The sequence below is a fragment of the Streptomyces sp. NPDC046716 genome (genome assembly GCF_040645755.1).
Taxonomy (GTDB): domain Bacteria; phylum Actinomycetota; class Actinomycetes; order Streptomycetales; family Streptomycetaceae; genus Streptomyces.
This window is the reverse complement of the sequence record NZ_JBEYYU010000046.1, coordinates 1-24,743: the sequence shown is the minus strand read 5'-3', so window position 1 is coordinate 24,743 and position 24,743 is coordinate 1. Positions and strand designations below refer to the sequence as shown.

Annotated in this window: 27 protein-coding genes; 19 read left to right on the top strand and 8 right to left on the bottom strand. The window is 70.9% G+C overall.

The window, feature by feature from the left end; translation table 11 throughout:
* The first annotated feature begins 117 nt into the window (after positions 1-117).
* The 4 genes from ABZ930_RS29100 (at position 118) to ABZ930_RS29085 (ending at position 3,196) form a co-directional block, all read left to right on the top strand.
* A complete protein-coding gene (locus ABZ930_RS29100; RefSeq protein WP_361553972.1) occupies positions 118-891 on the top strand; it encodes a GntR family transcriptional regulator in 774 nt (257 codons plus the stop codon).
* A complete protein-coding gene (locus ABZ930_RS29095; protein WP_361553969.1) occupies positions 888-1,445 on the top strand; it encodes a GNAT family N-acetyltransferase in 558 nt (185 codons plus the stop codon). Before ABZ930_RS29100 ends, ABZ930_RS29095 begins: the two co-directional genes overlap by 4 nt.
* A 502-nt stretch (positions 1,446-1,947) precedes the next feature.
* Positions 1,948-2,559 carry a hypothetical protein gene (locus tag ABZ930_RS29090; protein ID WP_361553967.1) on the top strand — a complete coding sequence of 204 codons (612 nt, stop codon included), beginning with the start codon at positions 1,948-1,950 and terminating at the stop codon, positions 2,557-2,559.
* A 94-nt stretch (positions 2,560-2,653) separates the two neighbouring features.
* The gene (locus tag ABZ930_RS29085) at positions 2,654-3,196 is read left to right on the top strand and encodes a hypothetical protein (RefSeq protein WP_361553965.1); all 543 of its coding nucleotides are present in this window, start codon (positions 2,654-2,656) and stop codon (positions 3,194-3,196) included.
* A gap of 280 nt (positions 3,197-3,476) precedes the next feature.
* Here the strand turns inward: ABZ930_RS29085 and ABZ930_RS29080 are convergent, their stop codons facing one another.
* Positions 3,477-3,905 carry a hypothetical protein gene (locus tag ABZ930_RS29080; protein WP_361553963.1) on the bottom strand — a complete coding sequence of 143 codons (429 nt, stop codon included), beginning with the start codon at positions 3,903-3,905 and terminating at the stop codon, positions 3,477-3,479.
* A gap of 139 nt (positions 3,906-4,044) precedes the next feature.
* The gene (locus tag ABZ930_RS29075; RefSeq protein WP_361553961.1) at positions 4,045-4,815 is read right to left on the bottom strand and encodes an SDR family oxidoreductase; all 771 of its coding nucleotides are present in this window, start codon (positions 4,813-4,815) and stop codon (positions 4,045-4,047) included.
* Between the two features lie 113 nt (positions 4,816-4,928).
* Here ABZ930_RS29075 and ABZ930_RS29070 point away from each other — a divergent pair, with 113 nt between their 5' ends.
* Positions 4,929-5,522: a TetR/AcrR family transcriptional regulator gene (locus ABZ930_RS29070; RefSeq protein WP_361554109.1), complete on the top strand. Its 594-nt coding sequence runs from the start codon at positions 4,929-4,931 to the stop codon at positions 5,520-5,522.
* A gap of 1 nt (position 5,523) precedes the next feature.
* Here ABZ930_RS29070 and ABZ930_RS29065 read toward each other — a convergent pair whose 3' ends face one another.
* On the bottom strand, positions 5,524-5,928 hold the full coding sequence (locus tag ABZ930_RS29065; RefSeq protein WP_361553959.1) for a hypothetical protein: 405 nt from the start codon (positions 5,926-5,928) through the stop codon (positions 5,524-5,526).
* A gap of 35 nt (positions 5,929-5,963) precedes the next feature.
* Entirely contained in the window at positions 5,964-6,455 is a 492-nt protein-coding gene (locus tag ABZ930_RS29060; RefSeq protein ID WP_361553957.1) for an HAD domain-containing protein, read from the bottom strand.
* Between the two features lie 80 nt (positions 6,456-6,535).
* Here ABZ930_RS29060 and ABZ930_RS29055 point away from each other — a divergent pair, with 80 nt between their 5' ends.
* On the top strand, positions 6,536-7,021 hold the full coding sequence (locus ABZ930_RS29055; protein ID WP_361553955.1) for a hypothetical protein: 486 nt from the start codon (positions 6,536-6,538) through the stop codon (positions 7,019-7,021).
* Positions 7,022-7,123: 102 nt separating this feature from the next.
* Here ABZ930_RS29055 and ABZ930_RS29050 read toward each other — a convergent pair whose 3' ends face one another.
* Both ABZ930_RS29050 and ABZ930_RS29045 read right to left on the bottom strand, forming a co-directional pair.
* The gene (locus ABZ930_RS29050) at positions 7,124-7,654 is read right to left on the bottom strand and encodes an AAA family ATPase (RefSeq protein WP_361553952.1); all 531 of its coding nucleotides are present in this window, start codon (positions 7,652-7,654) and stop codon (positions 7,124-7,126) included.
* Between the two features lie 35 nt (positions 7,655-7,689).
* Entirely contained in the window at positions 7,690-9,660 is a 1,971-nt protein-coding gene (locus tag ABZ930_RS29045) for an Ig-like domain repeat protein (RefSeq protein WP_361553949.1), read from the bottom strand.
* A gap of 263 nt (positions 9,661-9,923) precedes the next feature.
* Between ABZ930_RS29045 and ABZ930_RS29040 the strand changes: the two genes are divergently transcribed.
* Positions 9,924-10,088 carry a hypothetical protein gene (locus ABZ930_RS29040; protein ID WP_361553946.1) on the top strand — a complete coding sequence of 55 codons (165 nt, stop codon included), beginning with the start codon at positions 9,924-9,926 and terminating at the stop codon, positions 10,086-10,088.
* A gap of 72 nt (positions 10,089-10,160) precedes the next feature.
* Here ABZ930_RS29040 and phoU read toward each other — a convergent pair whose 3' ends face one another.
* Positions 10,161-10,853, bottom strand: coding sequence for a phosphate signaling complex protein PhoU (phoU, locus tag ABZ930_RS29035; protein ID WP_361553944.1), 693 nt, complete (start codon positions 10,851-10,853; stop codon positions 10,161-10,163).
* 196 nt (positions 10,854-11,049) lie between these two features.
* Here phoU and ABZ930_RS29030 point away from each other — a divergent pair, with 196 nt between their 5' ends.
* Positions 11,050-12,327, top strand: a complete 1,278-nt coding sequence (locus ABZ930_RS29030) for an ATP-binding protein (RefSeq protein ID WP_361553941.1) — start codon at positions 11,050-11,052, stop codon at positions 12,325-12,327.
* Positions 12,324-13,004: a response regulator transcription factor gene (locus ABZ930_RS29025; protein WP_353943871.1), complete on the top strand. Its 681-nt coding sequence runs from the start codon at positions 12,324-12,326 to the stop codon at positions 13,002-13,004. The genes ABZ930_RS29030 and ABZ930_RS29025 overlap by 4 nt, the downstream gene beginning before the upstream one ends.
* A gap of 97 nt (positions 13,005-13,101) precedes the next feature.
* On the opposite strand, the gene ABZ930_RS29020 is transcribed toward ABZ930_RS29025, so the two are convergent.
* Positions 13,102-13,755, bottom strand: a complete 654-nt coding sequence (locus ABZ930_RS29020; protein ID WP_361553938.1) for a DUF461 domain-containing protein — start codon at positions 13,753-13,755, stop codon at positions 13,102-13,104.
* Between the two features lie 624 nt (positions 13,756-14,379).
* Here ABZ930_RS29020 and ABZ930_RS29015 point away from each other — a divergent pair.
* The 10 genes from ABZ930_RS29015 to rlmB all read left to right on the top strand — a co-directional run bounded on the left by ABZ930_RS29015 (position 14,380) and on the right by rlmB (position 24,571).
* A complete protein-coding gene (locus tag ABZ930_RS29015; RefSeq protein ID WP_003953493.1) occupies positions 14,380-14,862 on the top strand; it encodes a CarD family transcriptional regulator in 483 nt (160 codons plus the stop codon).
* A 285-nt stretch (positions 14,863-15,147) separates the two neighbouring features.
* Positions 15,148-15,897, top strand: coding sequence for a 2-C-methyl-D-erythritol 4-phosphate cytidylyltransferase (gene ispD, locus ABZ930_RS29010; protein WP_361553935.1), 750 nt, complete (start codon positions 15,148-15,150; stop codon positions 15,895-15,897).
* Positions 15,887-16,408: a 2-C-methyl-D-erythritol 2,4-cyclodiphosphate synthase gene (ispF, locus tag ABZ930_RS29005; protein WP_361553932.1), complete on the top strand. Its 522-nt coding sequence runs from the start codon at positions 15,887-15,889 to the stop codon at positions 16,406-16,408. The genes ispD and ispF overlap by 11 nt, the downstream gene beginning before the upstream one ends.
* A gap of 94 nt (positions 16,409-16,502) precedes the next feature.
* Positions 16,503-17,060 carry a GNAT family N-acetyltransferase gene (locus tag ABZ930_RS29000; protein ID WP_361553929.1) on the top strand — a complete coding sequence of 186 codons (558 nt, stop codon included), beginning with the start codon at positions 16,503-16,505 and terminating at the stop codon, positions 17,058-17,060.
* On the top strand, positions 17,060-18,523 hold the full coding sequence (locus tag ABZ930_RS28995; RefSeq protein WP_361553926.1) for an ABC transporter substrate-binding protein: 1,464 nt from the start codon (positions 17,060-17,062) through the stop codon (positions 18,521-18,523). Before ABZ930_RS29000 ends, ABZ930_RS28995 begins: the two co-directional genes overlap by 1 nt.
* Positions 18,520-20,301 carry an ABC transporter permease subunit gene (locus ABZ930_RS28990; protein WP_361553923.1) on the top strand — a complete coding sequence of 594 codons (1,782 nt, stop codon included), beginning with the start codon at positions 18,520-18,522 and terminating at the stop codon, positions 20,299-20,301. Before ABZ930_RS28995 ends, ABZ930_RS28990 begins: the two co-directional genes overlap by 4 nt.
* The gene (locus ABZ930_RS28985) at positions 20,298-21,578 is read left to right on the top strand and encodes an MFS transporter (RefSeq protein ID WP_361553920.1); all 1,281 of its coding nucleotides are present in this window, start codon (positions 20,298-20,300) and stop codon (positions 21,576-21,578) included. The genes ABZ930_RS28990 and ABZ930_RS28985 overlap by 4 nt, the downstream gene beginning before the upstream one ends.
* 4 nt (positions 21,579-21,582) lie before the next feature.
* On the top strand, positions 21,583-21,987 hold the full coding sequence (locus tag ABZ930_RS28980) for a PPOX class F420-dependent oxidoreductase (protein ID WP_361553917.1): 405 nt from the start codon (positions 21,583-21,585) through the stop codon (positions 21,985-21,987).
* A gap of 137 nt (positions 21,988-22,124) precedes the next feature.
* Positions 22,125-23,525: a cysteine--tRNA ligase gene (cysS, locus tag ABZ930_RS28975; RefSeq protein ID WP_361553915.1), complete on the top strand. Its 1,401-nt coding sequence runs from the start codon at positions 22,125-22,127 to the stop codon at positions 23,523-23,525.
* A gap of 95 nt (positions 23,526-23,620) precedes the next feature.
* Positions 23,621-24,571 carry a 23S rRNA (guanosine(2251)-2'-O)-methyltransferase RlmB gene (rlmB, locus tag ABZ930_RS28970; RefSeq protein WP_361553913.1) on the top strand — a complete coding sequence of 317 codons (951 nt, stop codon included), beginning with the start codon at positions 23,621-23,623 and terminating at the stop codon, positions 24,569-24,571.
* Positions 24,572-24,743: the final 172 nt, after the last annotated feature.

Here is a 24,743-nt window from a genome sequence, read left to right as displayed (position 1 = left end):
CATGCTCAACTTGTTGGTACAAGCTGCTATGACGATGCTGCCCCGCCGGATGTGACCCGTCAAGCATTTCGGCCGCACATGTACCAACAAGTTGAGCGAGTGCGTCATGATGGGGTTATGAGCAAGCAGCCGAAGTACCGGCAAGTGGCCGACGCACTGCGCCGAGAGATCGACAGCGGGACCTACGGGCCCGGCGCGCGACTCCCCTCGGAGAGTGAGCTGTCGGCTCGCTTCGACGCGTCCCGGAACACGGTCCGGTCTGGGCTGAATCTCCTGGTCAGCCAAGGGCTGATCTCATCGAGCCAAGGTCTTGGTTATGAGGTGCGCAAGCACGAGGTCTTCGAACTCAACGCCTCACGCTTCGAGAACCTCGACTTTCCGCAGCACGGTGACGCCTACTCAACGGACGTGACGAACGCTGGTAGGCGTCCGCATCAGACGTTCCGGGTCGAGCTGACAACCGCCTCGGAGTACATCGCTCAGCGCCTCAAGGTCGATGCGGATTCTCGGGCAGTCCTTCGGTTCTGTCACCGGTTCGTCGACGATGTGCCGTGGTCGACGCAGGCCACGCACTATCCAGACTGGCTCGTCGACCAGGCGCCGCGTCTGACCGAGCCTGGAGACATTGCTGAAGGAACGACCCGCTACTTGGCGAGCGCAGGGGTCGAGCAGATCGGTTACGCCGACGAGATTGCTACCCGCATGCCGACCCCGGAGGAAGCCAGGCTCTTGGACATAGGAGCTGGTGTCCCGGTCCTCCTCTGGACCCGGACGGGCTACTCCGCTACCCGCCCGATCCGCTGCACGATCACAACCTTCCGGGGCGATCTAAACCGTATGAACTATGAGATCGGTGATCTCTCCGCCCGAGATGAGAACGAGCCCCAGTGAAGATCACTCTTGCCTCCCCTGATGACCTTCAGCTTCTCCTCAACTTCCGGGAGGAGGCAGCGTCTTGGATCAGTGAGCTTGGTAGTGATCAATGGAGCCGCCCGTATCCGGCAGATCGCCTCTTGGCCACCATCGAGGCCGGGACCGTGTTCATGGTCCGTGATGGCAAGAAGACCGCAGGAACGATCACCCTCACGCCAGAAGCGGAGGAGGGGTTGTGGTCTGCCGATGAGTTGGAAGATCCCTCCTTGTTCGTCAACAAGCTCACAGTCTCTCGTGAGTACGCGGGGCTGAATGTGGGTGGCAGGCTTCTCGATTGGGCAGGTGACCGGGCCTACAAAGCGTCCGCAAAGTGGGTACGACTCGACGCCTGGACCACCAATACGGCACTCCAGAACTACTACTTGCGCCAGGGCTTTGAGCACGTCAGGACAGTTCGCCAAGGCAGCGCAGTCAACGGTGGACCACGAGTCTCGGGATGGCTTGCCCAGCGTTCAGCCCGGCTAGCGGACCACGGATTCGCCGATGAGGCACCCAGTCCTCAGCCCTTTTAGACCGGGGGCTGTTACGGGTTTCTCTACCTCATCAAGCACCCGGCTGCGCTCCGCTCCGCCGGGCGGGCTCCCGGCTCCCGCTGGGGCTGCCGCTCCTGCCTTCGGCCCGCTCCGCCCCGCTCCCGCCTACGCCCGCCCACAGTGGATAGGCCCGGAGGTCATGAGGCGAGCTCCCGACGACTTCGGCCCACGGTCACGGACGATGCCTCCGGCGGGGGATCGGCCGGCACCGGGTGGGAGGGGGCGCCGTTCCCGGCCGCGGGCACATCGTGGCGAGCGTTGGTGGGCTCCCATCCCGTCCACCATCGACCCAGGCAGAGCCGAGCAGACGCGGCCCAGGGGCGTCAAGGTCGTTCGTACAGTGGCGCGCTCCACCTTGACGCCCCTGAACCACGCCCGCTCCACGGTGTGTGGGTCGACGGCGGACGGGATGGGAGCTGGGGGTAGTGGGGGTTCGGGTATTCGCCCACGCGGAACGAAGGCTGTGGTGCAGCATGCACCTATGCACCTTGCCTCTGTAGCGACCATCGCGCCGTTGATCACGGCTGGGGCGGCGCTGATCGTTGGTGGAGTGACGCGGTGGACTCAACGAGGGGTTGCCCAAGACCGCGTTCAATGGGAAGCCAAACTGGAAGTCGTTAAGTTTAATATCAACCGATTTGAGACCACGCTCCAGCACTTCATGGATGCTGCAGATGCCGGTAACCGATACATGGCAGCACTTGATGACATAGATGTGACGGACTATGAGCAGCGCGAGCCGTATGTGTTTGCGATTTTGGATCCCATTGCTAGAGCAAGAGTGGAAGCTCACGCCCTCCCGTACTTCCCTGGCATTGACGAGGTGAAGTCCGCGATTCGGAATCTCGAACACCTCGTCGCGATCCCCGAAGGGAAGCGGGAATTGCTCGACATTTGGGATCCGCAGGGCATCGGTGATGCCGCGAAGCTGCTTAGCCTTGGTCGGACCACATACATGTACGAGGTGGCTCGATCATCTCAAACCAAGTGGCAACGCCTCCGGTCTGGCCGCAACACGATTTTGGTGAAGATGCCGCAGCATGAGCCCGACACGCCCCCCGGGGCGACGCTACGGCCCGACTGCGGTTCCTGACGCTCGGCGCAGGCTGACCTGGCCATACTCGTGCATGAGTGGCTCATTCGTTGAACCCTGCCGTGGAGACTGTGACTGGTTGTACCCTCCGGCTATGAGCAACGTCCTCGCTGTCATTGCCGTCTTGATCAGTGTTCCCGCTCTGGTCTACTCCCGCTTGCAGGCTGTCTATAGCCGTCAACAATTGAGGCTGGGCGAACGCGTGCGTAGGGAATCGACAGAACCGTATGTGGTTGCCGATATCCAACCTCGTGCCGGGGGGTCTGGCCTCCTTGTTTTTACCGTGGAAAATATCGGCCCGACGGTAGCTCGGGACGTCGAGCTAAGCGTTACACCACCCCTTCAGGGAGGTGAGCGAAGCGACTGGGATGAAAATCTCGCGCGTGCCGTTGCGCGCAAGATCCCGCACTTGCCGCCGCACCGCCGACTAGAGTGGTTTTTCTCCTTCGGGCCGCGCTTCTTCGAAAAGGCTGACCTTCCCCGTCAGTACACCGTAACGGTCAAGTCGAAGGGCCCCTCAGGGGCAGTTGAGCCTCTGACTTACGTAATTGATCTCGATGTCGTTCAAGGCATCGCGCTCGATCGGGAGACGGTTGTTGCCAAGCTAGATCTGATCGCTAAGCAGGTGAACAAGTGATCGCTGTCTTGGGTTGGGCTCGATGTATTCCACGCGGCACGCGCCCAACTGGGGGCGACGGGACGAGGCTTGGCTGATGGGCCGTCCCTGGGCCGTCCGACGCCGCTCAACAGCGGCCAACAACGACCAATGACGACCAGTCAGACGACCGTGACCATGCCCCGGAGCTGCAAAAACGCAGGTCGCCAAGATCCCCGGCAACACCCAGGGCAAGAAGAAGTAACTCGCGTGATCACGCCCCCGACCTGCGCTTTCGGCGCGGATCGGGGGCGTTTTCATGTCAGTGGTCGTTGTTCACGACGTGCGTGACGTCGCCGACCGGGCCCGAGCCGGACTTGGTCAGGTACATCCGGAACCTGATGTCCACCTCGGGCAGGTTGTGGAAGGCGATGCCGTCGCCGGCGTTGGCGGTCTGCACGTCGCCGGCGCCCGACGCCTTCAGCGTGTACAGGAGCTGACCGGTGCCGTCCATGAAGACGCCGAGGAGGACGCTGTAGCCGTCGGCGTCGTAGTCGGCCAGGTAGACGTAGTCGCCGTGCTCCGCGAAGCACAGGCGTCCGCCCTGGTCGACCGAGCCGATCGAGTCCGACTCGTCGGTGTACCAGACGTGGTCGCAGTCGACGGCCTGTGCGGGGGAGGCCACGACCAGGGTTCCGGCGGTGGCGGCGAGCGTGGCGGCGCCGGCGGTGAGCAGTCTCTTCATGCGCATGAGGCGGAACCTTTCGAGCGGAGGTGATCCGGATCGGCCGGTGGGCCGGACGCATGAGGACGGACGGCCCGACTGTTTGGCATGATCTTGCCAGAATCGGTGATCGCCGTCCCCGGAGCCGACGGTCGGGGCTGCCGGGCTACGCCGCGACCACCGCCACCCCGGTCCGGCCGCCGTCCACGTCCACCACCGTGCCGTGGACGAAGGACGCCTCGTCGCTCGCCAGCCAGAGGGCCGCGTGGGCGATGGCGTCCGGGGTGCCGACGGTGCCCGCCGGGGTGCCGTGCATCATCGCCTCGCCGGGGTGGGGGTCGGTGCCCTCGGGGGACGGCGGGAGGACGACGCCGGGGGAGACGGCGTTGACGCGGACGCCCTGCGGGCCGAACTCGGCGGACCAGGCGCGGGTCAGGGTCTCCATCGCGCCCTTCGTGGAGCTGTAGAGGGCGCCGAGCGGGACGGCGAGGCGGGTGATCCACGAGCCGAGGTTGATGATCGTGCCGCCGCCCGCGGCCGCCATCGCGGGGGCGACGGTGGCGGTCAGGAAGAAGGGGGCCTTCACGTTCACCCCGTAGACCAGGTCGAAGGTCTCCTCGGTGGTGTCGGCCGTGCCGGGCGCCGGGTAGACGCCGGCGTTGTTGACCAGGATGTCGATGCGGCCGCCGAGGGCCTCGGTGGCCCGGGCCGCCAGGTCGCGGGAGGCACCCGGGGAGCCGTCGAGGTCCGCCGCCACGAAGTCGGCCCGGCCACCCGCCGCGCGGATGCCGTCGACGACGGCGGCGCCCCGGTGCGCGTCGCGTCCGGATACGACGACGTGGGCGCCCTCGGCCGCGAACACCTCGGCGATGGCCCGGCCGATATTGCTCGTCGAGCCCGTGACCAGCGCCGTCCTGCCGTGCAGTCGTCCACTCATGATGCGCTCCCTGGTGATCGTGACCGTGATCGGTCGTGGTGACGGTGACCACCGTGCTCCGCATAAAATGGACCAGCAAGTCCAGAGTGTGGGGCGAGAAGGAGAGGTCGGTCGTGGCCGAGACGTTGACCGCGAAGGGGCGTGCCACCAGGGCCCGGATCGTCGAGGGCGCGGCGGAGGTCCTGCGGGAGCAGGGTGTCTCCGTCACGACGCTCGACGACATCCGCGCCCGGACCGGCACCAGCAAGAGCCAGCTCTTCCACTACTTCCCCGGCGGCAAGGACGAGCTGCTGCTCGCCGTGGCCCGGTTCGAGGCCGACCGGGTGATCGAGGACCAGCAGCCGCATCTGGGCCGCCTCGACTCGTGGGAGTCCTGGCAGCGGTGGCGGGACGTGGTGGTGGAGCGCTACGAACTCCAGGGCGACCACTGCCCCTTGGGCGCGCTGTTCCTCCAGGTCGGGCGGTCGAGTCCGGGTGCGCGGGCGATCGTCACGGAGCTGATGCGGCAGTGGCAGGCGGAGCTGGCGCGCGGGATCCGTGCCGTGCAGGCGGGCGGTCTGGTGCGGGCCTCCCTCGACGTGGACCGTACGGCCGGGGCGCTGCTCGCCGGGATCCAGGGCGGCGTGACGATCATGATGTCCACCGGTGACTCCACCCATCTCAGGGCCGCGCTCGACACCGGCATCGCGTACCTGCGCGAGGGCTGACCTACGCGGCCCCGAGCCGGTCGAGCACGCGCTCGCGCAGCAGCTCGTACTCCTCCCGCAGTCTGCGCAGCCCGGAGTTGGGCGGGCGGGGTATCACCGTCCCCGGCGTGACGATCTCGTGCGGCGCGAACTGCTCCCGGGTGAGGTCGACTTCGAGACCGTCGCCCAGTCTGTTCCACCAGTGGTAGTCGACCCGCACCCCGTCGACGTGCACCTCGCCGCGCAACAGATCACCGCCGAGCAGATCGTGGAGAACCAGCGCGGTCACCCCGCACTGGTCCCGGGCCGGATTCTCCCCCGTCCAGCGCGCGCGGTACTCGGGCGTACAGGTCTCGGCATCCCAACTGACGCGCACAGCACGCTCGATGTCGGTCAGCAGCAGCGGTTTCGTGGCGGTGTCGGTCATGTCGGCCACTGTGGCATCCGGCACTGACAACGGGGTCAGGACGGCGCGCGCAGCCAGTCGGCGAGTGCCGTGAAGTCCTCGTCGGTCAGCCCTGTCGCCGGGTCGACGCGGTGCAGCAGGGCGGGCCCGGGATGCGTCGCCGCGACCCACTGGCGGTCCATCGCGCCGATCTCGTCGTCGATCCAGACGAACGGGCGGCGTCCGGCCCACGCGACGAGGGCCGGGGTCTTCCAGTGCAGTCCGCGCGGGACGCCGTCGGCCGGGCCTGGTGGCCACTCGACCACCGGCAGCGGCGGCAGACCGATGCGCGGGGCGACCACATCGTTCGCCTCGTGCTCCCAGGTCGTGGCCCAGACGAGGGTGCAGCCGAGTGCCAGCAGGCGAGGGCCGGCGGTCGGGTCGAGCCGGCCGAGCAGGGGATTGCCGGGGCCCGGTTCCGGGGCCGGACCGGTGCCGGTGGCCGGGGATCCGAACGGGATCAGGGGCCCGTCGACGTCCAGGAAGAGCAGCGGGGGCGTGTGCGTCACGGGAAGCACGCTACGGAAACCCCTGGGTTCTCGCCGGTCTCCCAGGGCAACCCTTCCCGCCCCCGCGGAGTCGGACCGGCGTGGACAGTGTGCTGAGGGGTTTGTTCGTGGTGTTGGTCTTCGCGCCGTTGGTGTCGCCGTTTCTGGTGGCGGGGGCCGGGGCCCTGCTGGTCCGGCGGGGGTATCAGCGGCTGCGGCTCGGTACGTTGCGGTGGCATCCGCCGAGTGGCGGGACCTGTGTGCTGGTGCTGGTCATGGCGGGGGCGGCGGCGTTCGGGGCGTATGCGTGGGGGCTCATGTCCGGGTTCTACATTCTCGATCCGGATCAGATGTGTGCCGCCCTGGGCGTGCGGGGCGACCATGTGGTCACGCGGGCGGCCCTGCCGGTCAGTTCGCAGTGTGTGACCTCGGCGGGGGAGGGGACCGAGCTTGTTCCGGGCTGGGTGAATCCGGTCGTCTTCGTCGGGCTCGCGATGTTCGGGCTGGCGCTCGGGGCGAGTGCGGACGTGGTGCGGCGCAGGGTGCGGGGGCGTCGTGGCTCGGCGCCCGGTTCCCCGCGCCCCTGACGGATCCGCGTCTGCCCCAGGGGAGTTCGTCGCGATCCGCGGTCCGGTGGCCGCTTCTCGCGCGGTTCTCCGCGCCCCTGAAAGCCTGCGCTGCGCGCGGCTTCAGTCGAGAGCGACACTTCCCGCGATCTCCCGTGCGCACACCCCCGCCGCACTCGCCCCCGTGTCCACCACCACGTCGTACGTGACACCCTCGTGCACCGACTCGGCCTGCCGCACCGCCATCCCGGTGATCCGGTCGCCCCGGGCCGCTTCCCTGCGGGACGCCACCTCGGGGGCGCAGCGGACGCCGACCCAGAGGACGTCCAGGGCGTGTGCGGCGAGCGCCGTGCGCCAGCGGGCCTGGGAGGCGGCGCCGCCGAGGAACACCTCGTCCACGACGATCCGCGCCCCGGCCGCCGCCATCGCCGCGACGCCCGCGATCCACGCGGCCTCCGCCGTACGGAATCCGGGGCCGACGGTCACCGTCCCGTCGGCCCCGAACTCGATCCCCGCGTCCGTCGCGGGCAACGCCGCCACGAACGTGTCGGTGCCCAGGGTCAGCCAGATGCCGGGCAGCTCCTCCTGGAGGGCGCGCGCGAGGCTGGTCTTGCCGGAGCTCGAGCCGCCGTTGAGGACGATCACGTGGGTCATCGGGGCACCGTAGACCAGCTGGGCGCGGGCTCAGGTCACTTCGTGAAGTACAGGTACTTCCAGGAGCTGTGCGTCGTCGAGTTCACGTTGTCCCCGGACGAGTTGTTGATGTACGAGGAGCGCACGCGCGCCTTGACGCCCGCCTCACCGGGAGCGCCGAGACTCACGGCCACCTTGCCGTTCGTACCGAGCTTGAAGTACTGCGAACCGGAGTCGTACCACTTGCCGTTGTAGTAGACCTCCAGCTCCAGACGCTCCTTGCGGCCCTTGTAGTACGACATCGTCGTGGTCACCACAGGGCTCGTCTTCTTGTGGAACCAGTAGTAGGTGTGCGAGCCGACCTTCCCCGTCTTGTAGTGCTTGGAGATCGAGTTCGACACCTTCACGCGCGCGTAGGCGGTCACCTTCACGGTCTTCGGCGCGTAGCGCGCGTCCCCGGCGAACACCGCGCTCACCGTGGTGTCGCGCTTCATGTCCACGGTCGCGGAGACGTTTCCGCTGGAGTTGACCTTCGCCGTCCTGATCAGCTTGTTCGGCTTGTCGCCGCCGTACGGGTTCGCCCAGATCTCCACCGTGCGGTTCTTGTACGTCGAGCCGAGGTGCGCGGTGAAGGAGACGTCGGCGCCGTACGAGTAGACGTTGCCGTTCTTGTTCAGCGTCAGGGCGGGCGTGCTGCGGGAGACCTCGACGGTGTCCGACGCGGAGGCCGCCGTGTACGTGGCGTCACCCGCGTACGTCACCTTGTACGTGACCTTGCCGCCGGCCGGCGGGGTGTCGGTGAAGCTGAACTTGCCGTTGGCGCCCAGGGACTTGGTGCCCAGCGACTTGCCGCCGGGGGAGTCCAGGTCGGTGCGGGTGACGGTCAGCGGGGTGCCGGAGGGCAGCGGGAGCGTCGTCTTCAGGGTGCCGGTGACGGTCAGCGGCTTGCCGCGGGTCGCCTTGGCGGGGGCGGCGGCCGACGCGGTCACGGAGTACTTGCGCGGGGCGTCGACCGCGTGGAACCGGGTGGCGTCGTTCGAACCGGAGAGCACGTACAGCCGGGAGCCGTCCGCGGACCAGTTCGTGGTGTGGCCGAGCCAGGGCATCCAGGAGTGCGACAGGTTGCGCACGCTGGCGGGCTGGTCTGCGCCGCGGGAGAAGACGTACGTGTCGCCCGCGTCCTCCGTGTCCATGACGGTGGCCGCGACCGTGCCGTCCGGGGCGACGCTCACCGTCTCCGGCTCGTCGGGCACCGGGTAGGTGCGCAGCTCGGCGAGGTCGGAGAGCCGGTACTCGGTCAGGGCGCGGTTGCCGGGCCCCGCCACGACGAACGACGTCCCGTCGGGCATGAACGCCGCGTCGTTGTAGAAGCCGCCCTTCTCGGCGGAGACCTTGATCGACGGGGTGCCGCCCGAGATGTCGTACACCACGATCGGGCCGGAGCTGATGTGCGCGTCCAGCGCCAGCAGGGTGCCCGGGTCGCCGGGGACGGCGTACAGCATGGGCGGGCCGGAGAAGTCGTGGTCGCCCGCCAGGTCCAGGGTCACGGTCGGCGTCTCGGCGCCCACGTCGACGGCGCCGAGCCCGGAGTCCCACTGGTCCCCGTAGGAGAACCAGAGCTTTCCGCCCGCGTACGCCACCTTCGAGGGGCTGCTGTCGGCCCCGGTCGGATACTCCGCCGTGACCTTGAGGGTCGCCGGGTCGATCGCGACGATCTTGTCGTCCTCGGCGACGGCCGCGTACAGGGTGCTGCCGTCGGGCGTCAGTTCGAGGTCCTGGACGTAGTTCAGCCCGGACAGGGTGCCCACCGGCTGCCCGTCGAGGCCGGTGGCGACGATCTTGGAGCCCGAGCGGTCGCTGAAGAACAGCCGCTGATGCGCGCTGTCCACGACCGTGTCCCAGGGCTCGTTCAGCGAGATCGCCCGGTCGGTGTCGGCCGCGGCCGTGCCCGTCGCCCCCGCGACGAGCGCGGCCGAACTGAAGAAGACCGCGAGCGCCGTCGCGGTAGTGATGCTGCGCTTGCGCACAGTCGTACCCCCACTGAAGAGTCCCGGCCGACGGCCGGGACGAGAGAAGTGCCGCGCGACGTCCGGGAAACCGGGGCGCGGCTGCAGGGGGCAGCGTAGGGCATGCCTGTGACATATGGGGAGGGAGTTTCCCCGGTGATGTGCGGTGCGGCACGGCCGGCTTCTCTGCTCATGTGCGCCGTTGATGCGCCCGCCGGTCGGGGCATGCAATGGATGAGGCTCTCCGCCACGGAGGTCCACACAGGTCCATCGAGGAGGGAACCATGGCTGCCGAGTCCCCCAGGCCCGACCAGACACCCGAGACGTTCGTCGAAGTGAGCCGCCCGGTCACCGAGCTGGTGCTGCTCGGCGCCTGCGGCTGCGGCTCCGGCTGCGGCTGTGGCTGCCAGTCCGGCGCGCCCTGCCAGTGCGGCGGCTGCTGCGGCTGACCGCTGACGGACGAGGGCCCCGCACCCGTAGCAGGGTGCGGGGCCCTCGTCCGCGTACCGGGGCGCGAGCGGTCAGGCGCCCTCGCCCGTCGGCGCGGGCGCCGAAGCCGCCGCCTGCACGTCGTCCGCGTGCTCACCCGTCACCAGGTAGACGACGCGCTTGGCGACGGCCACGGCGTGGTCGGCGTACCGCTCGTAGTACCGGCCGAGCAGCGTCACGTCGACCGCCGTCTCGATGCCGTGCTTCCACTTCTCGTCCATCAGGTGCTGGAAGAGCGTGCGGTGCAGCAGGTCCATCTCGTCGTCGTCCTGCTCCAGCTGCATCGCCAGATCGACGTCCTTGGTGATGATCACCTCGGCCGCCTTCGCCATCAGGCGCTGCGCGAGCTGGCCCATCTCCAGGATGGTCGCGTGCAGGTCGTGCGGGACGGCCCGCTCCGGGAAGCGCAGCCGGGCCAGCTTGGCGACGTGCTGGGCCAGGTCGCCGCTGCGCTCCAGGTCGGCGCTCATGCGGAGCGAGGTGACGACGATCCGCAGATCGGTGGCCACCGGCTGCTGGCGCGCCAGCAGGGCTATGGCCCGCGCCTCCAGCTCGTGCTGCAGATCGTCGACCTTCTGGTCGGCGGCGATCACGGTCTCGGCCAGCTTCAGATCGGCGTCGAGCATGGCCGTGGTGGCGCGCCCGATCGCCGACCCGACAAGGCGGGCCATCTCGACCAGGCCCTCGCCGATCGAGTCAAGTTCCTCGTGGTACGCGTCACGCATACGACGTGCCTCTCTCAAGGATGGTGTCCGTGGGGACCGGGTCGGCCCCACGCTCCCACGTTCCGTCCCGTACGCGTCCGGATCCGGCACCTGAAATGAATCAGCTCCGTACTGAAGGTGAACTCTGGGCGACGAGTGTTCGAGCGTGCACCCGGACGGCTGTGGAGGACTTGCCCGACCCGCATAACCTGGAGACATGGACGTGAACGCGGCGGTCGCCGCAGCCTCAGCGATCGCCGGAGTGTGCACCGGTGCGGTCGCGACGCTGGCGTTCCGCTGGAGCGAACGCGACCAGAAGCGCCCCACCCGCACCTCTCTGCACACGGACCCGGCCCTGCCGCCCGGCGTCGACACGGTCCTGTCCGTGCTGCGCTCCTCCGCCGTCGTCCTCGACGAGGCGGACAGCGTGGTCAAGGCCAGCTCGGCGGCGTACGCGCTCGGTCTCGTACGCGGCGGGAAGCTCGCCGTCGAGCCGATGCTGCAGATGGCCAGGGACACCCGCCGCGACGGCGAGATACGGCAGGTCGAGCTGGACCTGCCGCGCCGGGGCACCGGCCGCGGCGAAGCCCTCGCCGTCTCCGCGCGGGTGGCCCCGCTCGGCTCCCGCCTGGTGCTCCTCCTCGTCGAGGACCTGACCGAGGCCCGCCGCATCGAGGCGGTCCGCCGCGACTTCGTCGCGAACGTCAGCCATGAACTCAAGACTCCCGTGGGCGCCCTCTCCCTGCTCTCCGAGGCCGTCATGGACGCCTCCGAGGACCCCGAGGCCGTCGAGCGCTTCGCCGGCCGGATGCAGATCGAGGCGACCCGCCTGACCAGCCTCGTCCAGGAGCTCATCGACCTCTCCCGGGTGCAGAACGACGACCCGCTGGAGGACGCCGAGCCGGTCCGCGTCGACGAGCTGGTCGCCGAGGCCGTCGACCGCTGCCGCCAGCCGGCCGCCACCAAGCAGATCACCATGGCCGCCGGCGGCACCGCCGACGTCCGCGTCTGGGGCAACAGGGGGCAGCTCGCCGCCGCCCTGGGCAATCTGGTGGAGAACGCGGTCAACTACTCGCCCGCCCGCACCCGCGTCGGCATAGCCGCCCGCCGGGTGACCGCGCCCGGCGGCGACCTGATCGAGATAGCCGTCACCGACCAGGGCATCGGCATCTCCGACAAGGACAAGGAGCGCATCTTCGAGCGCTTCTACCGGGTCGACCCGGCCCGCTCCCGCGCGACGGGCGGTACGGGCCTCGGCCTCGCCATCGTCAAGCACGTGGCCGCCTCCCACGGCGGAGAGGTCACCGTGTGGAGCTCTGAGGGACAGGGCTCCACCTTCACACTGCGGCTGCCGGAAGCGGCCGCTCCGCGCAGTCCCCACCCGAACTCCCCAGCCTCAGGCCCCGGAGACGTACGCGACGAAGACGACGCAGACGGGCCCGACCGCACCACCGCATACGAATCCATCCCTGCCGCCCCGGAGGTCCTTCCGTGACCCGAGTGCTCGTCGTAGAGGACGAGGAGTCCTTCTCCGACGCCCTGTCCTACATGCTTCGCAAGGAGGGCTTCGAGGTCGCCATCGCGGCCACCGGGCCCGACGGACTCGACGAGTTCGAGCGCAACGGCGCCGACCTCGTCCTGCTCGACCTGATGCTGCCGGGCCTGCCCGGCACGGAGGTCTGCCGTCAGCTGCGCGGCCGCTCCAACGTTCCGGTGATCATGGTGACCGCCAAGGACAGCGAGATCGACAAGGTCGTCGGGCTCGAAATAGGAGCGGACGACTACGTCACCAAGCCCTTCTCGTCGCGCGAGCTGGTCGCCCGGATCCGGGCCGTCCTGCGCCGTCGCGGCGAGCCCGAGGAGGTCACTCCGCAGGCCCTGGAGGCGGGTCCGGTCCGGATGGACGTCGACCGGCACGTGGTGACCGTCGCCGGCTCCAAGGTCGACCTCCCGCTGAAGGAGTTCGACCTGCTGGAGATGCTGCTGCGCAACGCGGGCCGTGTCCTCACCCGCATGCAGCTCATCGACCGGGTCTGGGGCGCCGACTACGTGGGCGACACCAAGACCCTCGACGTCCACGTGAAGCGCCTGCGCGCCAAGATCGAGCCGGACCCGGGCGCCCCGCGCTACCTGGTCACGGTCCGCGGCCTCGGCTACAAGTTCGAGCCGTAGGCCGCGAGCGCCGCACGGAGCACAGAGCACGAAACGCCCCGGGGGCGGATCCCAGCTGGGATCCGCCCCCGGGGCGTTGTGGCAGGTCGTACGCGGCTCAGCGGCCCGCGGCGGACTCGGTGGCCGTCGCGGACGACGAGGCGTCCGTGGAGGCGGACGACGAGGACGACGGCGACCCGGTGGCGGACGGCGACCCGGTGGCGGACGACGACGCCGAGGCGTTCGGCGTCTGCGGCGCCTCGCTCGGGCCCCACTTCTCGAAGTAGCTCTCGGCCGGCACGACGAACGCCTTCAGCTTCACGTCACCGGCCTTGCTGAAGGAGAAGGTGATCGGCTGGGCGTTCCCGTCGAGGACGGCGGTGCGGCTGTTGGGCAGCTCGGCGGAGGCGTTGCCCTTGCCGCCGAGGACGACCGAGCCGCCGGCCGGGACCGTGATGGTCGAGCCGCCCTTGGCGTCGGTCAGGGTCGCGGTCTTGCCGACCCCGTCGACGGTGATGCCGTCGAGCTTCTGGTCGGTCGTGCCGTTGTTGAAGAGGGTGGCGGTGACGACGGCCGGGCCCTTGGAGGTGAGGTCGGGCTGGGTGATCACGGTGGCGTTCTGCACCTTGATGTCACCCACCGAGGTCGCGGCGTTGTCGGGCTTCACCTCGAGCGTCTGCGCGTTGTGGCCGGCACCGCACGCGGCGAGCGAGGCGATCGAGAACGCGATGGCGGCGGCGGCGAGGGCGCCGCGTCGAAGGCTGCTGCTCACGGCGGCGGCTACTCCTTGAACGTGGGCGGGGCAGACGGCTCCACGCGGTGTAAAGCCGTCCTAAGGGTCTGTCAGCGGCCTTAGATTACCGAGCCGTTCTCACGCCATCGCACCCGACCCGCCCCTAGCGGCCGACGGCTCCTCGTCAGGTGTCCCGCACGCACCGGACATCCCGTGTTCCTCACCGTCACCAATGGCCCCTTGTTCGACATTCGCATAGGCCCTGTCCAGCGGGGACTGCGGATTTCCGGTAAGGAATGCATGGCGGTCCGGAAAAACGATCACTCGGGCACGGGAAACGCAGTGATCAATTCCGGATTCGGCTCGAACGGGGGGCGGTGCGCCCGAACGGAGTAGCGGAAGTCGCACGCTCCGAACCTCACAAAACGGGACGTTCGACCCTTTGGACGCCTGTTCAGATGCCTGTAACGTTCGCGTTTCTCCCTCGCCGGACAGATGCTCCGACCTGCGAATACCCCGCTCCTCTTCCGTCCGCGGACCCCTTCGCAGCACGTTCCTGTTGTTGTTGTCAAGCCCCGAGATATGCCCTGACCTGCGAAAACGCCATTCAGAACCCGCAGTTTCCGTGTTACCCTGGATAGCCACGGAAGGGGTACCTGTCACATGACGTTCAAGGTTGGCGACACCGTGGTCTATCCCCATCACGGGGCCGCGCTGATCGAGGCTATCGAAACTCGTCAGATCAAAGGCGTGGACAAGACCTACTTGGTGCTGAAGGTCGCCCAGGGCGACTTGACGGTACGTGTGCCAGCGGACAATGCGGAGTTCGTCGGCGTGCGTGATGTGGTCGGTCAGGACGGGCTCGACCGGGTCTTCGAGGTACTGCGCGCGCCGTACGCCGAGGAGCCCACGAACTGGTCGCGCCGCTACAAGGCAAACCTGGAGAAGCTCGCCTCCGGTGATGTCATCAAGGTCGCGGAGGTTGTGCGTGACCTGTGGCGTCGAGAGCGTGAGCGCGGACTGTCCGCGGGTGAGAAGCGCATGCTCGCCAAGGCTCGCCAGATCCTGGTGAGCGAGCTCGCTCTCGCGGAGAACACGAACGAGGACAAGGCCGAGGCCCTGCTCGACGAGGTTCTCGCGTCCTGACGCGCTGCTGCGCGGGATGAGCGCGTAGGAAACAATGCCGTGGTGCCCGCTGACCCTGATGGTGTCGTCGGGCGCTGCGGCATGCGCGTATCCGCCCGCCCCGCCCTGCTCGTGATGTCCGTTGAAGCCCGTCGGTGTGCCGATGTACCGATGTGCCGTCCCCTGGCGTGCCGGGCCCGGGCAGCCGACTCGACCGGCGTCACGGAAGGGTCCGGTCAAGGCGTCGCGCCCGGCACGATGTGGCCATACCCACCACCCCCGAGCGTACAAACCTGAACGGAACCGATGTCTGACGAAACGCGTCCCGTTGTCGCCCGCGCACGCACCGCGGCCGTGATTCCGGCCGCCGGCCGGGGTGTACGCCTCGGCCCGGGCACCCCCAAGGCGCTGCGCACGCTGAGCGGCACCCCGATGCTGATCCACGCCGTCCGCGCCATGGCGGCGTCCCGCTCCGTCTCCCTCGTCGTGGTCGTCGCCCCGCCCGACGGCGCGGCCGAGGTGAAGAGCCTGCTCGCCGACCACGCCCTTCCCGAGCGCACCGACTTCGTCGTCGTGCCCGGCGGCGAATCCCGTCAGGAGTCCGTGAAGCGGGGCCTCGACGCCCTGCCGGACGGCATCGACATCGTCCTCGTGCACGACGCGGCCCGGCCGCTGGTGCCGGTGGACACCGTCGACGCGGTCATCGAGGCCGTCCGCGACGGCCAGCCCGCCGTCGTGCCCGCGCTGCCGCTCGCGGACACCGTCAAGGAGGTCGTGCCGACCACCGACGGCAGCCCCGAGCCGGTGGTCGCGACCCCCTCGCGGGCCAGGCTGCGCGCGGTGCAGACCCCGCAGGGCTTCGACCACGACACGCTCCGGCGTGCGCACGAGAGCGTCACCGAGGACGTGACCGACGACGCGAGCATGGTGGAGCAGCTGGGCCTTCAGGTCGTGCTCGTGCCCGGGCACGAGGAGGCCTTCAAGGTGACCCGGCCGCTGGACCTCGTGCTCGCCGAGGCCGTGCTCGCCCGCAGGAGGGCCAACGATGGGTTCTGAGCAGCAGCCCTTCCCGTACGTCCTGCCGCAGGTCGGCATCGGGACCGACATCCACGCCTTCGAGGACGGGCGGGAGATGTGGTGCGGCGGCCTGAAGTGGGAGGCCCCCGACTACTCCGGCCCCGGCCTCGCCGGGCACTCCGACGCCGACGTGGTCGCCCACGCCGCGTGCAACGCGCTGTTCTCGGCCGCCGGGCTCGCTGACCTCGGACAGCACTTCGGGACCGGGCGGCCCGAGTGGGCGGGCGCGAGCGGGCTCACGCTGCTCGCGGAGGCGGCGCGGATCGTGCGGGACGCGGGTTTCGTGATCGGCAACGTCGCCGTGCAGGTCGTCGGCCCCCGGCCGAAGATCGGCAAGCGGCGCGACGAGGCGCAGAAGGTGCTGTCCGAGGCCGCCGGAGCGCCGGTGTCCGTCTCGGGCGCCACCACCGACGGGCTCGGCTTCCCCGGGCGCGACGAGGGGCTGATGGCGGTGGCGACGGCGCTGGTGGTGCGGACCGGTACCGCCTGACCTGCGGATCGGCCGCCCCCGCTCCTTATTGCACATTGCTTGCAGTTAGCATGGCCGGGCAGGTTGATCGGGCTCGGACAGGTGAAGGCAGGCAATGGGTGACTACGTGATCCGCGTGGCCGGTGACGGCGATGTGGACGGAGCCCGTGCCGTCATGCTGGACACCGTGTACCGCGACCTGAAGTCCGGCTACGTGCCGCGCTGGCACGCCGACATCATCGACCCGGCCGGCCACTACCTGCGGCCCGAGCGGTGCACCCTGCTCGTCGCCGAGCACCTGCCCAGCGGCGAGATCGTCGCCACGGGCGGGGTGCGGGACCGGGGCCCGGCCGCCCCGCCCAATCCGCAGTGGGTCGCCGACCGCTTCCCGTCCGGCTCCACCGCCCAGCTGTGCCGCATCTACGTACATCCCGAGCACCGGCGGCACGGGCTCGCCCGCGCCCTCGTACGGGAGCTGACCGCCTTCGTCGCGGCCGTCGGCGGCTACGACGCGATCTACCTGCACACCGACCCGGCCGTGACCGGCGCCGAACCGTTCTGGCGGGCGCTCGCGCACGAGGTCTGCGACGAGCGCGGGCTGCCCGGCGGCGGACAGGGCATCGTCCACTTCGAGCTGCCGCTGCCCGCGGCCGTGCCCGTCCCCGTCGGCTGATGCGCCGCCGTGGCTTTCTGCTCGCGGCGGCCGGGCTCGGTCTCACCAGCGCCTGCGGTTCGTTCACCGGCACCGCGCGCGGCGGCCGGCTCGGCGTCGACCTCGCCTTCGCGCCCACCCAGGGCCTGTCCCCGTACGGCGACGACGGGCTGCTGCTGAGCCGGCTCGCGGTCGTCGACGGGCTCACCCGGATGGACGCGGACGGCGTGATCCATCCCGCGCTGGCCGCGAAGTGGACCCGTACCACCGTCACCACCTGGGAGTTCACCCTGCGCGCCGCGCGCTTCCAGGACGGCCGGGACGTCACCGCCGCCGCCGTCGTGCGGTCCCTGACCGAGGCCGGGCGGGCGAAGGTGACCCCGCGCGTGCTGAGCGACGTGAAACTGAGCGCCGAGGCCGTGGGGGAGCGGACCGTACGGGTCACGACCGGGGACGCCGACCCGCTGCTGCCCGCACGGCTCGCCAACCCCTCCCTCGCCGTCTTCTCGCCCGCCGCGTACAGGGCGGGCGGGACGGTGGACCCCGTCGGGACCGCCACCGGCCCGTTCGCCCTGACCGAGGTGAACGGGGCGGTGTCCGCGACGCTCGACCGGTTCGACGGGCACTGGCGCGGCCGGGCCGCCGCCCGCGGCCTCGACGTCACCTTCGTCGCCGACAACAACGCCCGGGCCAACGCGCTGCGTTCGGGACAGATCGAGGTCGCCGAGTTCGTGCCCGCCGCCCAGGCGCTGGTCCTCGGCGACCGGGCCCGCCGGGTCGCCACCGTGCGCACCACGACCCTGTACCTGAACACCCGCGAGGGCCCGCTCGCCGATCCCGGACTGCGGGCCGCCGTCCGCGCGGGCATCGACGGCGGCGCCCTGGCGAGCAGCGTCTACGAGGGATACGCCGAGCGCGCCCACGGGCTGCTCGGACCCGGGTTCGCCTGGGCCGACGGCAAGCAGCTGCCCGTCACCGGCCGGGCCGCGGCCACCGCGCCGCGCGGCCGCACGCTCACCCTCGCCACGTACACCAACCGGGCCGAGCTGCCCGAGGCCGGCACCGCGCTCGGGCAGCAGCTGAAGCGGGCCGGGTTCGGGGTGCGCCTCGTCGTCAAGGACTACGCGCGCCTGGAGGCCGGGGCGCTCGCCGGGGAGTACGACGCGTTCCTGATGTCCCGCTCCACCGCGCTCGACACCGGCGACCCGGTCTCGTACCTCGCCTCCGACTTCACCAGCGGCGGCAGCTTCAACATCTCCCAGCTGCGCGACGCGCGGGTCGACGCCGCCGTGCGCGACGCGGCGGGCCGCGAGGGCCGGGCGCGGCAGCGGGCCGTGCTCACCGCCGAGGCCGCCGTGCTGCGCACCGACGCCGTCGTGCCGATCGTCCACGAGGAGCACCTCCAGGGCGTCGGCGCCGGGGTGCGCGGAGTCGTCCTCGACCCCTACGAGCGGCAGTTCATCGGTCTGGAGACACGCGCGTGAAGCTGACCGGCCTCAAGGTGGGCGCGGGCCGGGTGGCCGCCGTGGGCGGACTGCTCGCGCTCACCGCGCTGCTGCCCTGGCTGACCCGCACCGACCCGGCCCTGACCGTGCTGCACGCGCGGTACGGGGACGCGCCCACGACACCGAAGCAGCTCGCCGAGGTGCGCGACCAACTGGGCCTCGGCGACGGCCCCTTCACCTTCCTCGGGCAGTGGCTGCGCGGCCTCGCGCACGGGGACCTCGGCACGTCCTGGGTGACGGGCGCCGACGTCGGCGCGGACGTCGCCGCCGGGTTCTGGGTGTCCGTGTCGCTGATGGCGTACGCGATGGTGGTCGCCGTCCTCGTCGCGGCGGCGGTGTGTCTGCCGGCCCTGCGGCGCGGCCGGACCGAGGCGCCGAACGGGGTGGTCGCCGGGGTGCTCGCCGCCCTCCCCGAGTTCCTGCTCGCCTCCGTCCTCGCGACCCTGTTCGCCGTGCGGCTCGGCTGGTTCCCGGCGCAGGGCTGGGCCTCGCCCGCCTCCGCCGTGCTGCCCGCGCTCGCCCTCGGCCTGCCCGCGGGCGCCGTCCTCGGACGGCTCGGGCAGGACGCGCTGCCCACCGCGTTCGCCGAGCCCTGGGTGCGCACCGCCCGCGCGAACGGCATGCCGCGCTCGCGCATCGCCGGGCACGCGGTGCGCCGCGCGCTGCCCGCCGTGCTGCCGCAGGCCGGGCTCACCGTGGTCGGCCTGACCGGGGCGGCGGCCGCCGTCGAAGCGGTGTTCGCCATCCCCGGCCTCGGCGGCACCGCCGTCGCCGCCGCGCTCGACCTCGACCTGCCGCTGCTCCAGGGCTGTCTCCTCGCGCTGCTCGCGCTCGGCGTCGTCGCGGCGGCCGCCGTCGAACTCGTCCGGCGGCGGCTGCTCGGCCCCGCCCTGCGCGCGGGCGCGCTGCCCGGTGCCGCTCCGGTGCGCGCGGGCCGCCGGTCGGCCGCGTACGCGGCGCTCGCCCTCGCCGCCGTCCTGCTCGCGGTGATCGGGTGGGGCCTGACCCGCGACCCGCTCCAGGTCGACCTGACCGCCCGCCTCGCCGCGCCCTCCGCCGCCCATCCCTTCGGTACCGACGCGCTGGGCCGCGACGTGCTGGCCCGGCTCGGCCACGGCGCGCTGCGCACCCTGGCCACGGCCGCCGCCGTGTGCGCCGCCTGCTGGGCCGTCGGCATCGCGCTCGGCCTCACCCGCTGGGCCAAGGGCCCGACCGAGGTCGCCAACGCGCTGCCCGCGATCCTCGCCGGGCTCCTGGTCACGGGCCTGTTCGGGGCCGGTCAGACCGGGGCGGCCGTCGCCGTCGCCGCCGTCGGCTGGGCCCCGCTGGCCGCGCACACCGCCGCCCTGGCCGAGACGGAACGGGCCTCCGGGCACGTCGAGGCCGCGCTCGCCCAGGGCGCCGGACGCCTGCACGTCCTGCGCCGCCACGTCCTGACCGGCGTCCTCCCGCAGGTCACCCGCCACGCCGCCCTGCGCCTGGCCCCCACCACCCTCGCCCTGGCCTCTCTCAGCTTCCTCGGCCTGGGCACCCAGCCCCCCACCCCCGAGTGGGGCCGCCTCCTGATGGAGAACCTCCCGTACGCGGAACGGGCCCCGTGGGCGGTCCTGGCCCCGGCGGCGGCGCTGGCCTGCGTGGGCGCCCTGGTGGCCCTGGTGGGCCGAAGGCCCCTCCAGGGGCGCGGGGAACTGCGCGAGCAACCACGACGCAGCGGCAGTCGCCCACACGCGGAAGCCCCTACGGCGAGCAGGCGATGAAGCCGGCCCGCACCCCAAAACTCCGCATCCGCAACCTCCCGCCCTACCTGCGGATGCTCACGGCCACCCAACTCGCCTTCAACATCGGCTTCTACGCGGTCCTCCCCTACCTGGCCACCCACCTCACCGACCACCTCGGCCTGGCCGGCTGGGCGGCCGGCCTCATCCTCGGCCTGCGCACCTTCAGCCAGCAGGGCCTCTTCGTCGTCGGCGGCGCCCTCACCGACCGCTACGGCCCCCGCCCGGTGGTGCTGACCGGCTGCGCCCTGCGCATCGCCGGGTTCCTCTGGCTCGGGTTCGCCGACCGCACGGTCACCGTCGTCGCGGCCGTGCTCCTCGTCGGGTTCGCCGCCGCGCTGTTCTCCCCGGCCGTCGAGTCGGAGACGGCCCGCGAGGCCGTCCGCCACGAGGCCGCCACCGGCATCCCGCGCGCCCAGGTCCTCGGCGTCTTCTCGGCGGCCGGACAGGCGGGCGCCTTCCTCGGGCCGCTGCTCGGCACGGCCCTGCTGTTCGCCGGGTTCCGGGCGGCCTGCCTCGCGGGCGCGCTGGTCTTCGTCGGCGTGTTCGCCGGGCACGCCCGCTTCATGCCGCGCCGCGAACGCGTACCGGCCCGGAGCCTCACGGCCGGCGCCGCCGTCCTCGCCCGGCCGCGCTTCCTCGCCCTGTGCCTCGCGTACAGCGGCTACCTCATCGCGTACAACCAGCTCTACCTCGCGCTGCCCGCGGAGGCGGTCCGCACGACCGGTTCGCAGGACGCCGTCGGCCCGCTGTTCGCGCTGTCGTCGCTGCTCGTCGTCCTCGTCCAGCTGCCGGTGACCCGCTGGTCGGCGGGGCGGCTCGCGCCGCGCACCGCGCTCACGGCGGGGCTGCTGCTGGTGGCCGCCGGGTTCGCGACGGTGGCCGCGACGGCCGGGCGGCTGCCGGGCCCGGGGTGGGCGCTGCTGCCGCTCGGCGTCCTCGTCACGCTGCTCACCTGCGGGCAGATGCTGCTGGTGCCGGCCGCGCGCGGGCTCGTCCCCGACCTCGTCGACGCCCGCCACCTGGGCCTGGCCACCGGCGCGCTGTCCTCCGTCGCCGGGCTCGCCGTGCTCGGCGGGAGCGCCGCGACGGGCGCCCTGCTCGACCTGCCCGCGCCCGCTCTGTGGTCCGTCCTGGCGGCCGTGCCGCTGGCCGCGGCGGGGCTCGCCCGGTGGGTGACACCCGGCCGAAATACCGCGCCCGCCCGGTGTGTTGCCGCAGGATCGGGTACGCGTTCGCAGTCATACGAGAAGGAGTGAAGCCATGTCCGCCCAGCTCTCCGACGAGCTCAAGGCCCTGCTCGACAGCAAGGTCTTCATCGGCGTCGCCACCATCCAGCCCGACGGGAGCCCGCAGGTCTCCCCGGTGTGGGCCAAGCGCGACGGCGACGACGTGCTGTTCTCCACGACCGTCGGCCGCCGCAAGGAGAAGAACCTGCGGCGCGACCCGCGCGTGACGGTCCTCGTGCAGCCCGCCGACAACCCGTACGCGTACGCCGAGATCCGCGGCACCGTCGACATCACCACCGAGGGCGGCCAGGAACTCATCGACGAGCTGTCGGTGAAGTACACCGGGAAGAAGTACGCGGAGTTCAACCCGTCGTCGGCCGACGACGCGGAGCGGGTCGTGGTGCGGGTCCGGGCCCGGAAGGTCGTCGGGCGGGTCTGAGGTTCGTGGGGGTTCGCCTCTTTTGGGGGACTGCGTCCCCTGGCTCCCGCCGGTGCGTCGTCGGCCGACGGCCGGTGGGGGCTTCTCGCGCCCCTCACGGGGCCACGGCACTCCCTGCGGGCTACTACCCTGGAGGCGTGACTATTCGCCTGTACGACACCAGCGCCCGGCAGATCCGTGACTTCATCCCGCTCACGCCGGGCTGCGTCTCGATCTACCTCTGTGGTGCGACCGTGCAGGCCGCCCCGCACATCGGGCACATCAGGTCCGGCCTCAACTTCGACATCATGCGCCGCTGGTTCGCGTACCGCGGCTACGACGTCACGTTCATCCGCAACGTGACGGACATCGACGACAAGATCATCCAGAAGTCGGCCGAGCAGAACCGGCCGTGGTGGTCGATCGGGTACGAGAACGAGCGGGCGTTCAACGACGCGTACGACGCGCTCGGCTGCCTGCCGCCGACGTACGAGCCGCGCGCCACCGGCCACGTCCCCGAGATGATCGAGATGATGCGCGGGCTCATCGAGCGCGGCCACGCCTACGAGGCCGACGGGAACGTGTACTTCGACGTGCGCTCCTTCCCCGGCTACCTGGAGCTGTCCAACCAGGACCTGGACGGCCTGCGCCAGCCCTCCGAGGAGGGCATCACCGGCAAGCGCGACCCGCGCGACTTCGCCATGTGGAAGGCGACCAAGCCGGGCGAGCCCAGCTGGGAGACGCCGTGGGGCCGCGGCCGTCCGGGCTGGCACCTGGAGTGCTCGGCGATGGCCCACAAGTACCTCGGCTCCGCCTTCGACATCCACGGCGGCGGCCTCGACCTGGTCTTCCCGCACCACGAGAACGAGATCGCGCAGGCCAAGGCCTACGGCGACGACTTCGCGCGGTACTGGGTGCACAACTACTGGGTCACCATGGCCGGCGAGAAGATGTCGAAGTCGCTGGGCAACAGCGTCCTCGTCTCCGAGATGGTCAAGCACTGGCGGCCGATCGTGCTCCGGTACTACCTGGGCACCCCGCACTACCGCTCGACCATCGAGTACAGCGAGGAGGCGCTGCGCGAGGCCGAGTCCGCGTTCGCCCGCATCGAGGGCTTCGTGCAGCGCGTCACCGAGCTGGCGGGCGGCACGGTCGCCGCGGCCGACGAGGTGCCGCTCGCGTTCGCCGAGGCGATGGACGACGACCTGGGCGTGCCGCAGGCGCTGGCCATCGTGCACACCGCCGTCCGGCAGGGGAACTCCGCCCTCGCCGCCGACGACAAGGAGACCGCCGTCGCCCGGCTCGCCGAGGTGCGCGCCATGCTCGGCGTCCTCGGCCTCGACCCGCTCGACGAGCGGTGGGCCGGCGAGCAGGGCCAGGGCGAGGACCTCCACGGAGTCGTCGACAGCCTCGTACGGCTCGTGCTCGACCAGCGCGAGGGCGCCCGCGCCCGCAAGGACTGGGCCACCGCCGACGCCATCCGCGACCAGCTCGGCCAGTCCGGGCTCGTCATCGAGGACAGCCCGCAGGGCCCGCGCTGGACGCTGGGACCGCGCTGACCGCACGGTGAATGTGCCGCCCGGCCCGTGGGGCGGCACACTTCATAGGTACAGATACGTACAGACATTCGTTGCCGTAAGAGAACAGGTAGGTCATGGCCGCCAACAACAACCGCCGCATGTCCGGCAAGAAGGGCGCGCAGGTCGGCAGTGGCGGCCAGCGACGCAAGGGTCTCGAGGGCAAGGGCCCGACCCCGCCCGCCGAGATGCGCAAGAAGCACAAGAAGAACCGCATCGCGACGGCCCAGGCCAAGCGCGCCCAGGGCCGCCCCACGAGCCGCACCGGCGGCCCGCGCGGCAAGTCCACCTCCGAGATGGTCGTCGGCCGCAACCCGGTCGTCGAGGCGCTGCGCGAGGGCGTGCCCGCGAGCACGCTCTACGTCCAGCAGTTCATCGACAACGACGAGCGGGTCCGCGAGGCGCTCCAGCTCGCCGGTGAGCGCGGTGGCATCCACCTCATGGAGGCCCCGCGCCCGGAGCTGGACCGGATGACCAACGGGCTGAACCACCAGGGCCTCGTGCTCCAGGTGCCGCCCTACGAGTACGCGCACCCGGAGGACCTGGTCGCCGCCGCGTTCGACGAGGGCCAGGACCCGCTGATCGTCGCCCTCGACGGGGTGACGGACCCGCGCAACCTGGGCGCCGTCGTGCGGTCCACCTCCGCGTTCGGCGGGCACGGCGTCGTGGTGCCCGAGCGGCGGGCCGCCGGGATGACCGCCGGTGCCTGGAAGACGTCCGCCGGTGCCGCCGCGCGCACGCCGGTGGCTCGCGCCACGAATCTGACCCGCACGCTGGAGCAGTACAAGAAGGCGGGCCTCGCCATCGTCGGGCTCGCCGCCGACGGGGAGCACACCGTGGGTGACCTGGCCGCGCTCGAGGGCCCGGTCGTCATCGTGGTCGGCAGTGAGGGCAAGGGGCTTTCGCGACTGGTCGGGGAGACCTGCGACTTCCGGGTGCGGATTCCGATGCCGGGTGGCGCAGAGTCCTTGAACGCCGGTGTCGCCGCCGGTGTGGTCCTTTACGAGGCTGCTCGGCGCCGCGCCTGATCTCGGTACGTCGCCGGGTGCGGCTTTCGTCGTGGCTGGTCGCGCAGTTCCCCGCGCCCCTGAGGCATGCGCTTCGCGCAGCCTCCCCTGGATGCCGAAGGCATCTCAGGGGCGCGGGGAACTGCGCGAGAAGCCCCACCGGCCCGCAGGTGGCGACGAGACCCGGAACGAC

Bases quoted from the DNA above. Each gene is read 5' to 3' on its own strand.
- ABZ930_RS28980 (WP_361553917.1), top strand. From the start codon at position 21,583: ATGTCCGCCCAGCTCTCCGACGAGCTCAAGGCCCTGCTCGACAGCAAG.
- rlmB (WP_361553913.1), top strand. From the start codon at position 23,621: ATGGCCGCCAACAACAACCGCCGCATGTCCGGCAAGAAGGGCGCGCAG.
- ABZ930_RS29080 (WP_361553963.1), bottom strand. From the start codon at position 3,905: ATGCGCATGAAGAGACTGCTCACCGCCGGCGCCGCCACGCTCGCCGCC.
- ABZ930_RS29085 (WP_361553965.1), top strand. From the start codon at position 2,654: ATGAGCAACGTCCTCGCTGTCATTGCCGTCTTGATCAGTGTTCCCGCT.
- ABZ930_RS29065 (WP_361553959.1), bottom strand. From the start codon at position 5,928: ATGACCGACACCGCCACGAAACCGCTGCTGCTGACCGACATCGAGCGT.
- ABZ930_RS29100 (WP_361553972.1), top strand. From the start codon at position 118: ATGAGCAAGCAGCCGAAGTACCGGCAAGTGGCCGACGCACTGCGCCGA.
- ABZ930_RS29040 (WP_361553946.1), top strand. From the start codon at position 9,924: ATGGCTGCCGAGTCCCCCAGGCCCGACCAGACACCCGAGACGTTCGTC.
- ABZ930_RS29015 (WP_003953493.1), top strand. From the start codon at position 14,380: ATGACGTTCAAGGTTGGCGACACCGTGGTCTATCCCCATCACGGGGCC.
- ispD (WP_361553935.1), top strand. From the start codon at position 15,148: ATGTCTGACGAAACGCGTCCCGTTGTCGCCCGCGCACGCACCGCGGCC.
- ABZ930_RS28985 (WP_361553920.1), top strand. From the start codon at position 20,298: ATGAAGCCGGCCCGCACCCCAAAACTCCGCATCCGCAACCTCCCGCCC.
- ABZ930_RS29075 (WP_361553961.1), bottom strand. From the start codon at position 4,815: ATGAGTGGACGACTGCACGGCAGGACGGCGCTGGTCACGGGCTCGACG.
- ABZ930_RS28995 (WP_361553926.1), top strand. From the start codon at position 17,060: ATGCGCCGCCGTGGCTTTCTGCTCGCGGCGGCCGGGCTCGGTCTCACC.
- ABZ930_RS29000 (WP_361553929.1), top strand. From the start codon at position 16,503: ATGGGTGACTACGTGATCCGCGTGGCCGGTGACGGCGATGTGGACGGA.
- ABZ930_RS29030 (WP_361553941.1), top strand. From the start codon at position 11,050: ATGGACGTGAACGCGGCGGTCGCCGCAGCCTCAGCGATCGCCGGAGTG.
- ABZ930_RS29090 (WP_361553967.1), top strand. From the start codon at position 1,948: ATGCACCTTGCCTCTGTAGCGACCATCGCGCCGTTGATCACGGCTGGG.
- phoU (WP_361553944.1), bottom strand. From the start codon at position 10,853: ATGCGTGACGCGTACCACGAGGAACTTGACTCGATCGGCGAGGGCCTG.
- ABZ930_RS29050 (WP_361553952.1), bottom strand. From the start codon at position 7,654: ATGACCCACGTGATCGTCCTCAACGGCGGCTCGAGCTCCGGCAAGACC.
- ispF (WP_361553932.1), top strand. From the start codon at position 15,887: ATGGGTTCTGAGCAGCAGCCCTTCCCGTACGTCCTGCCGCAGGTCGGC.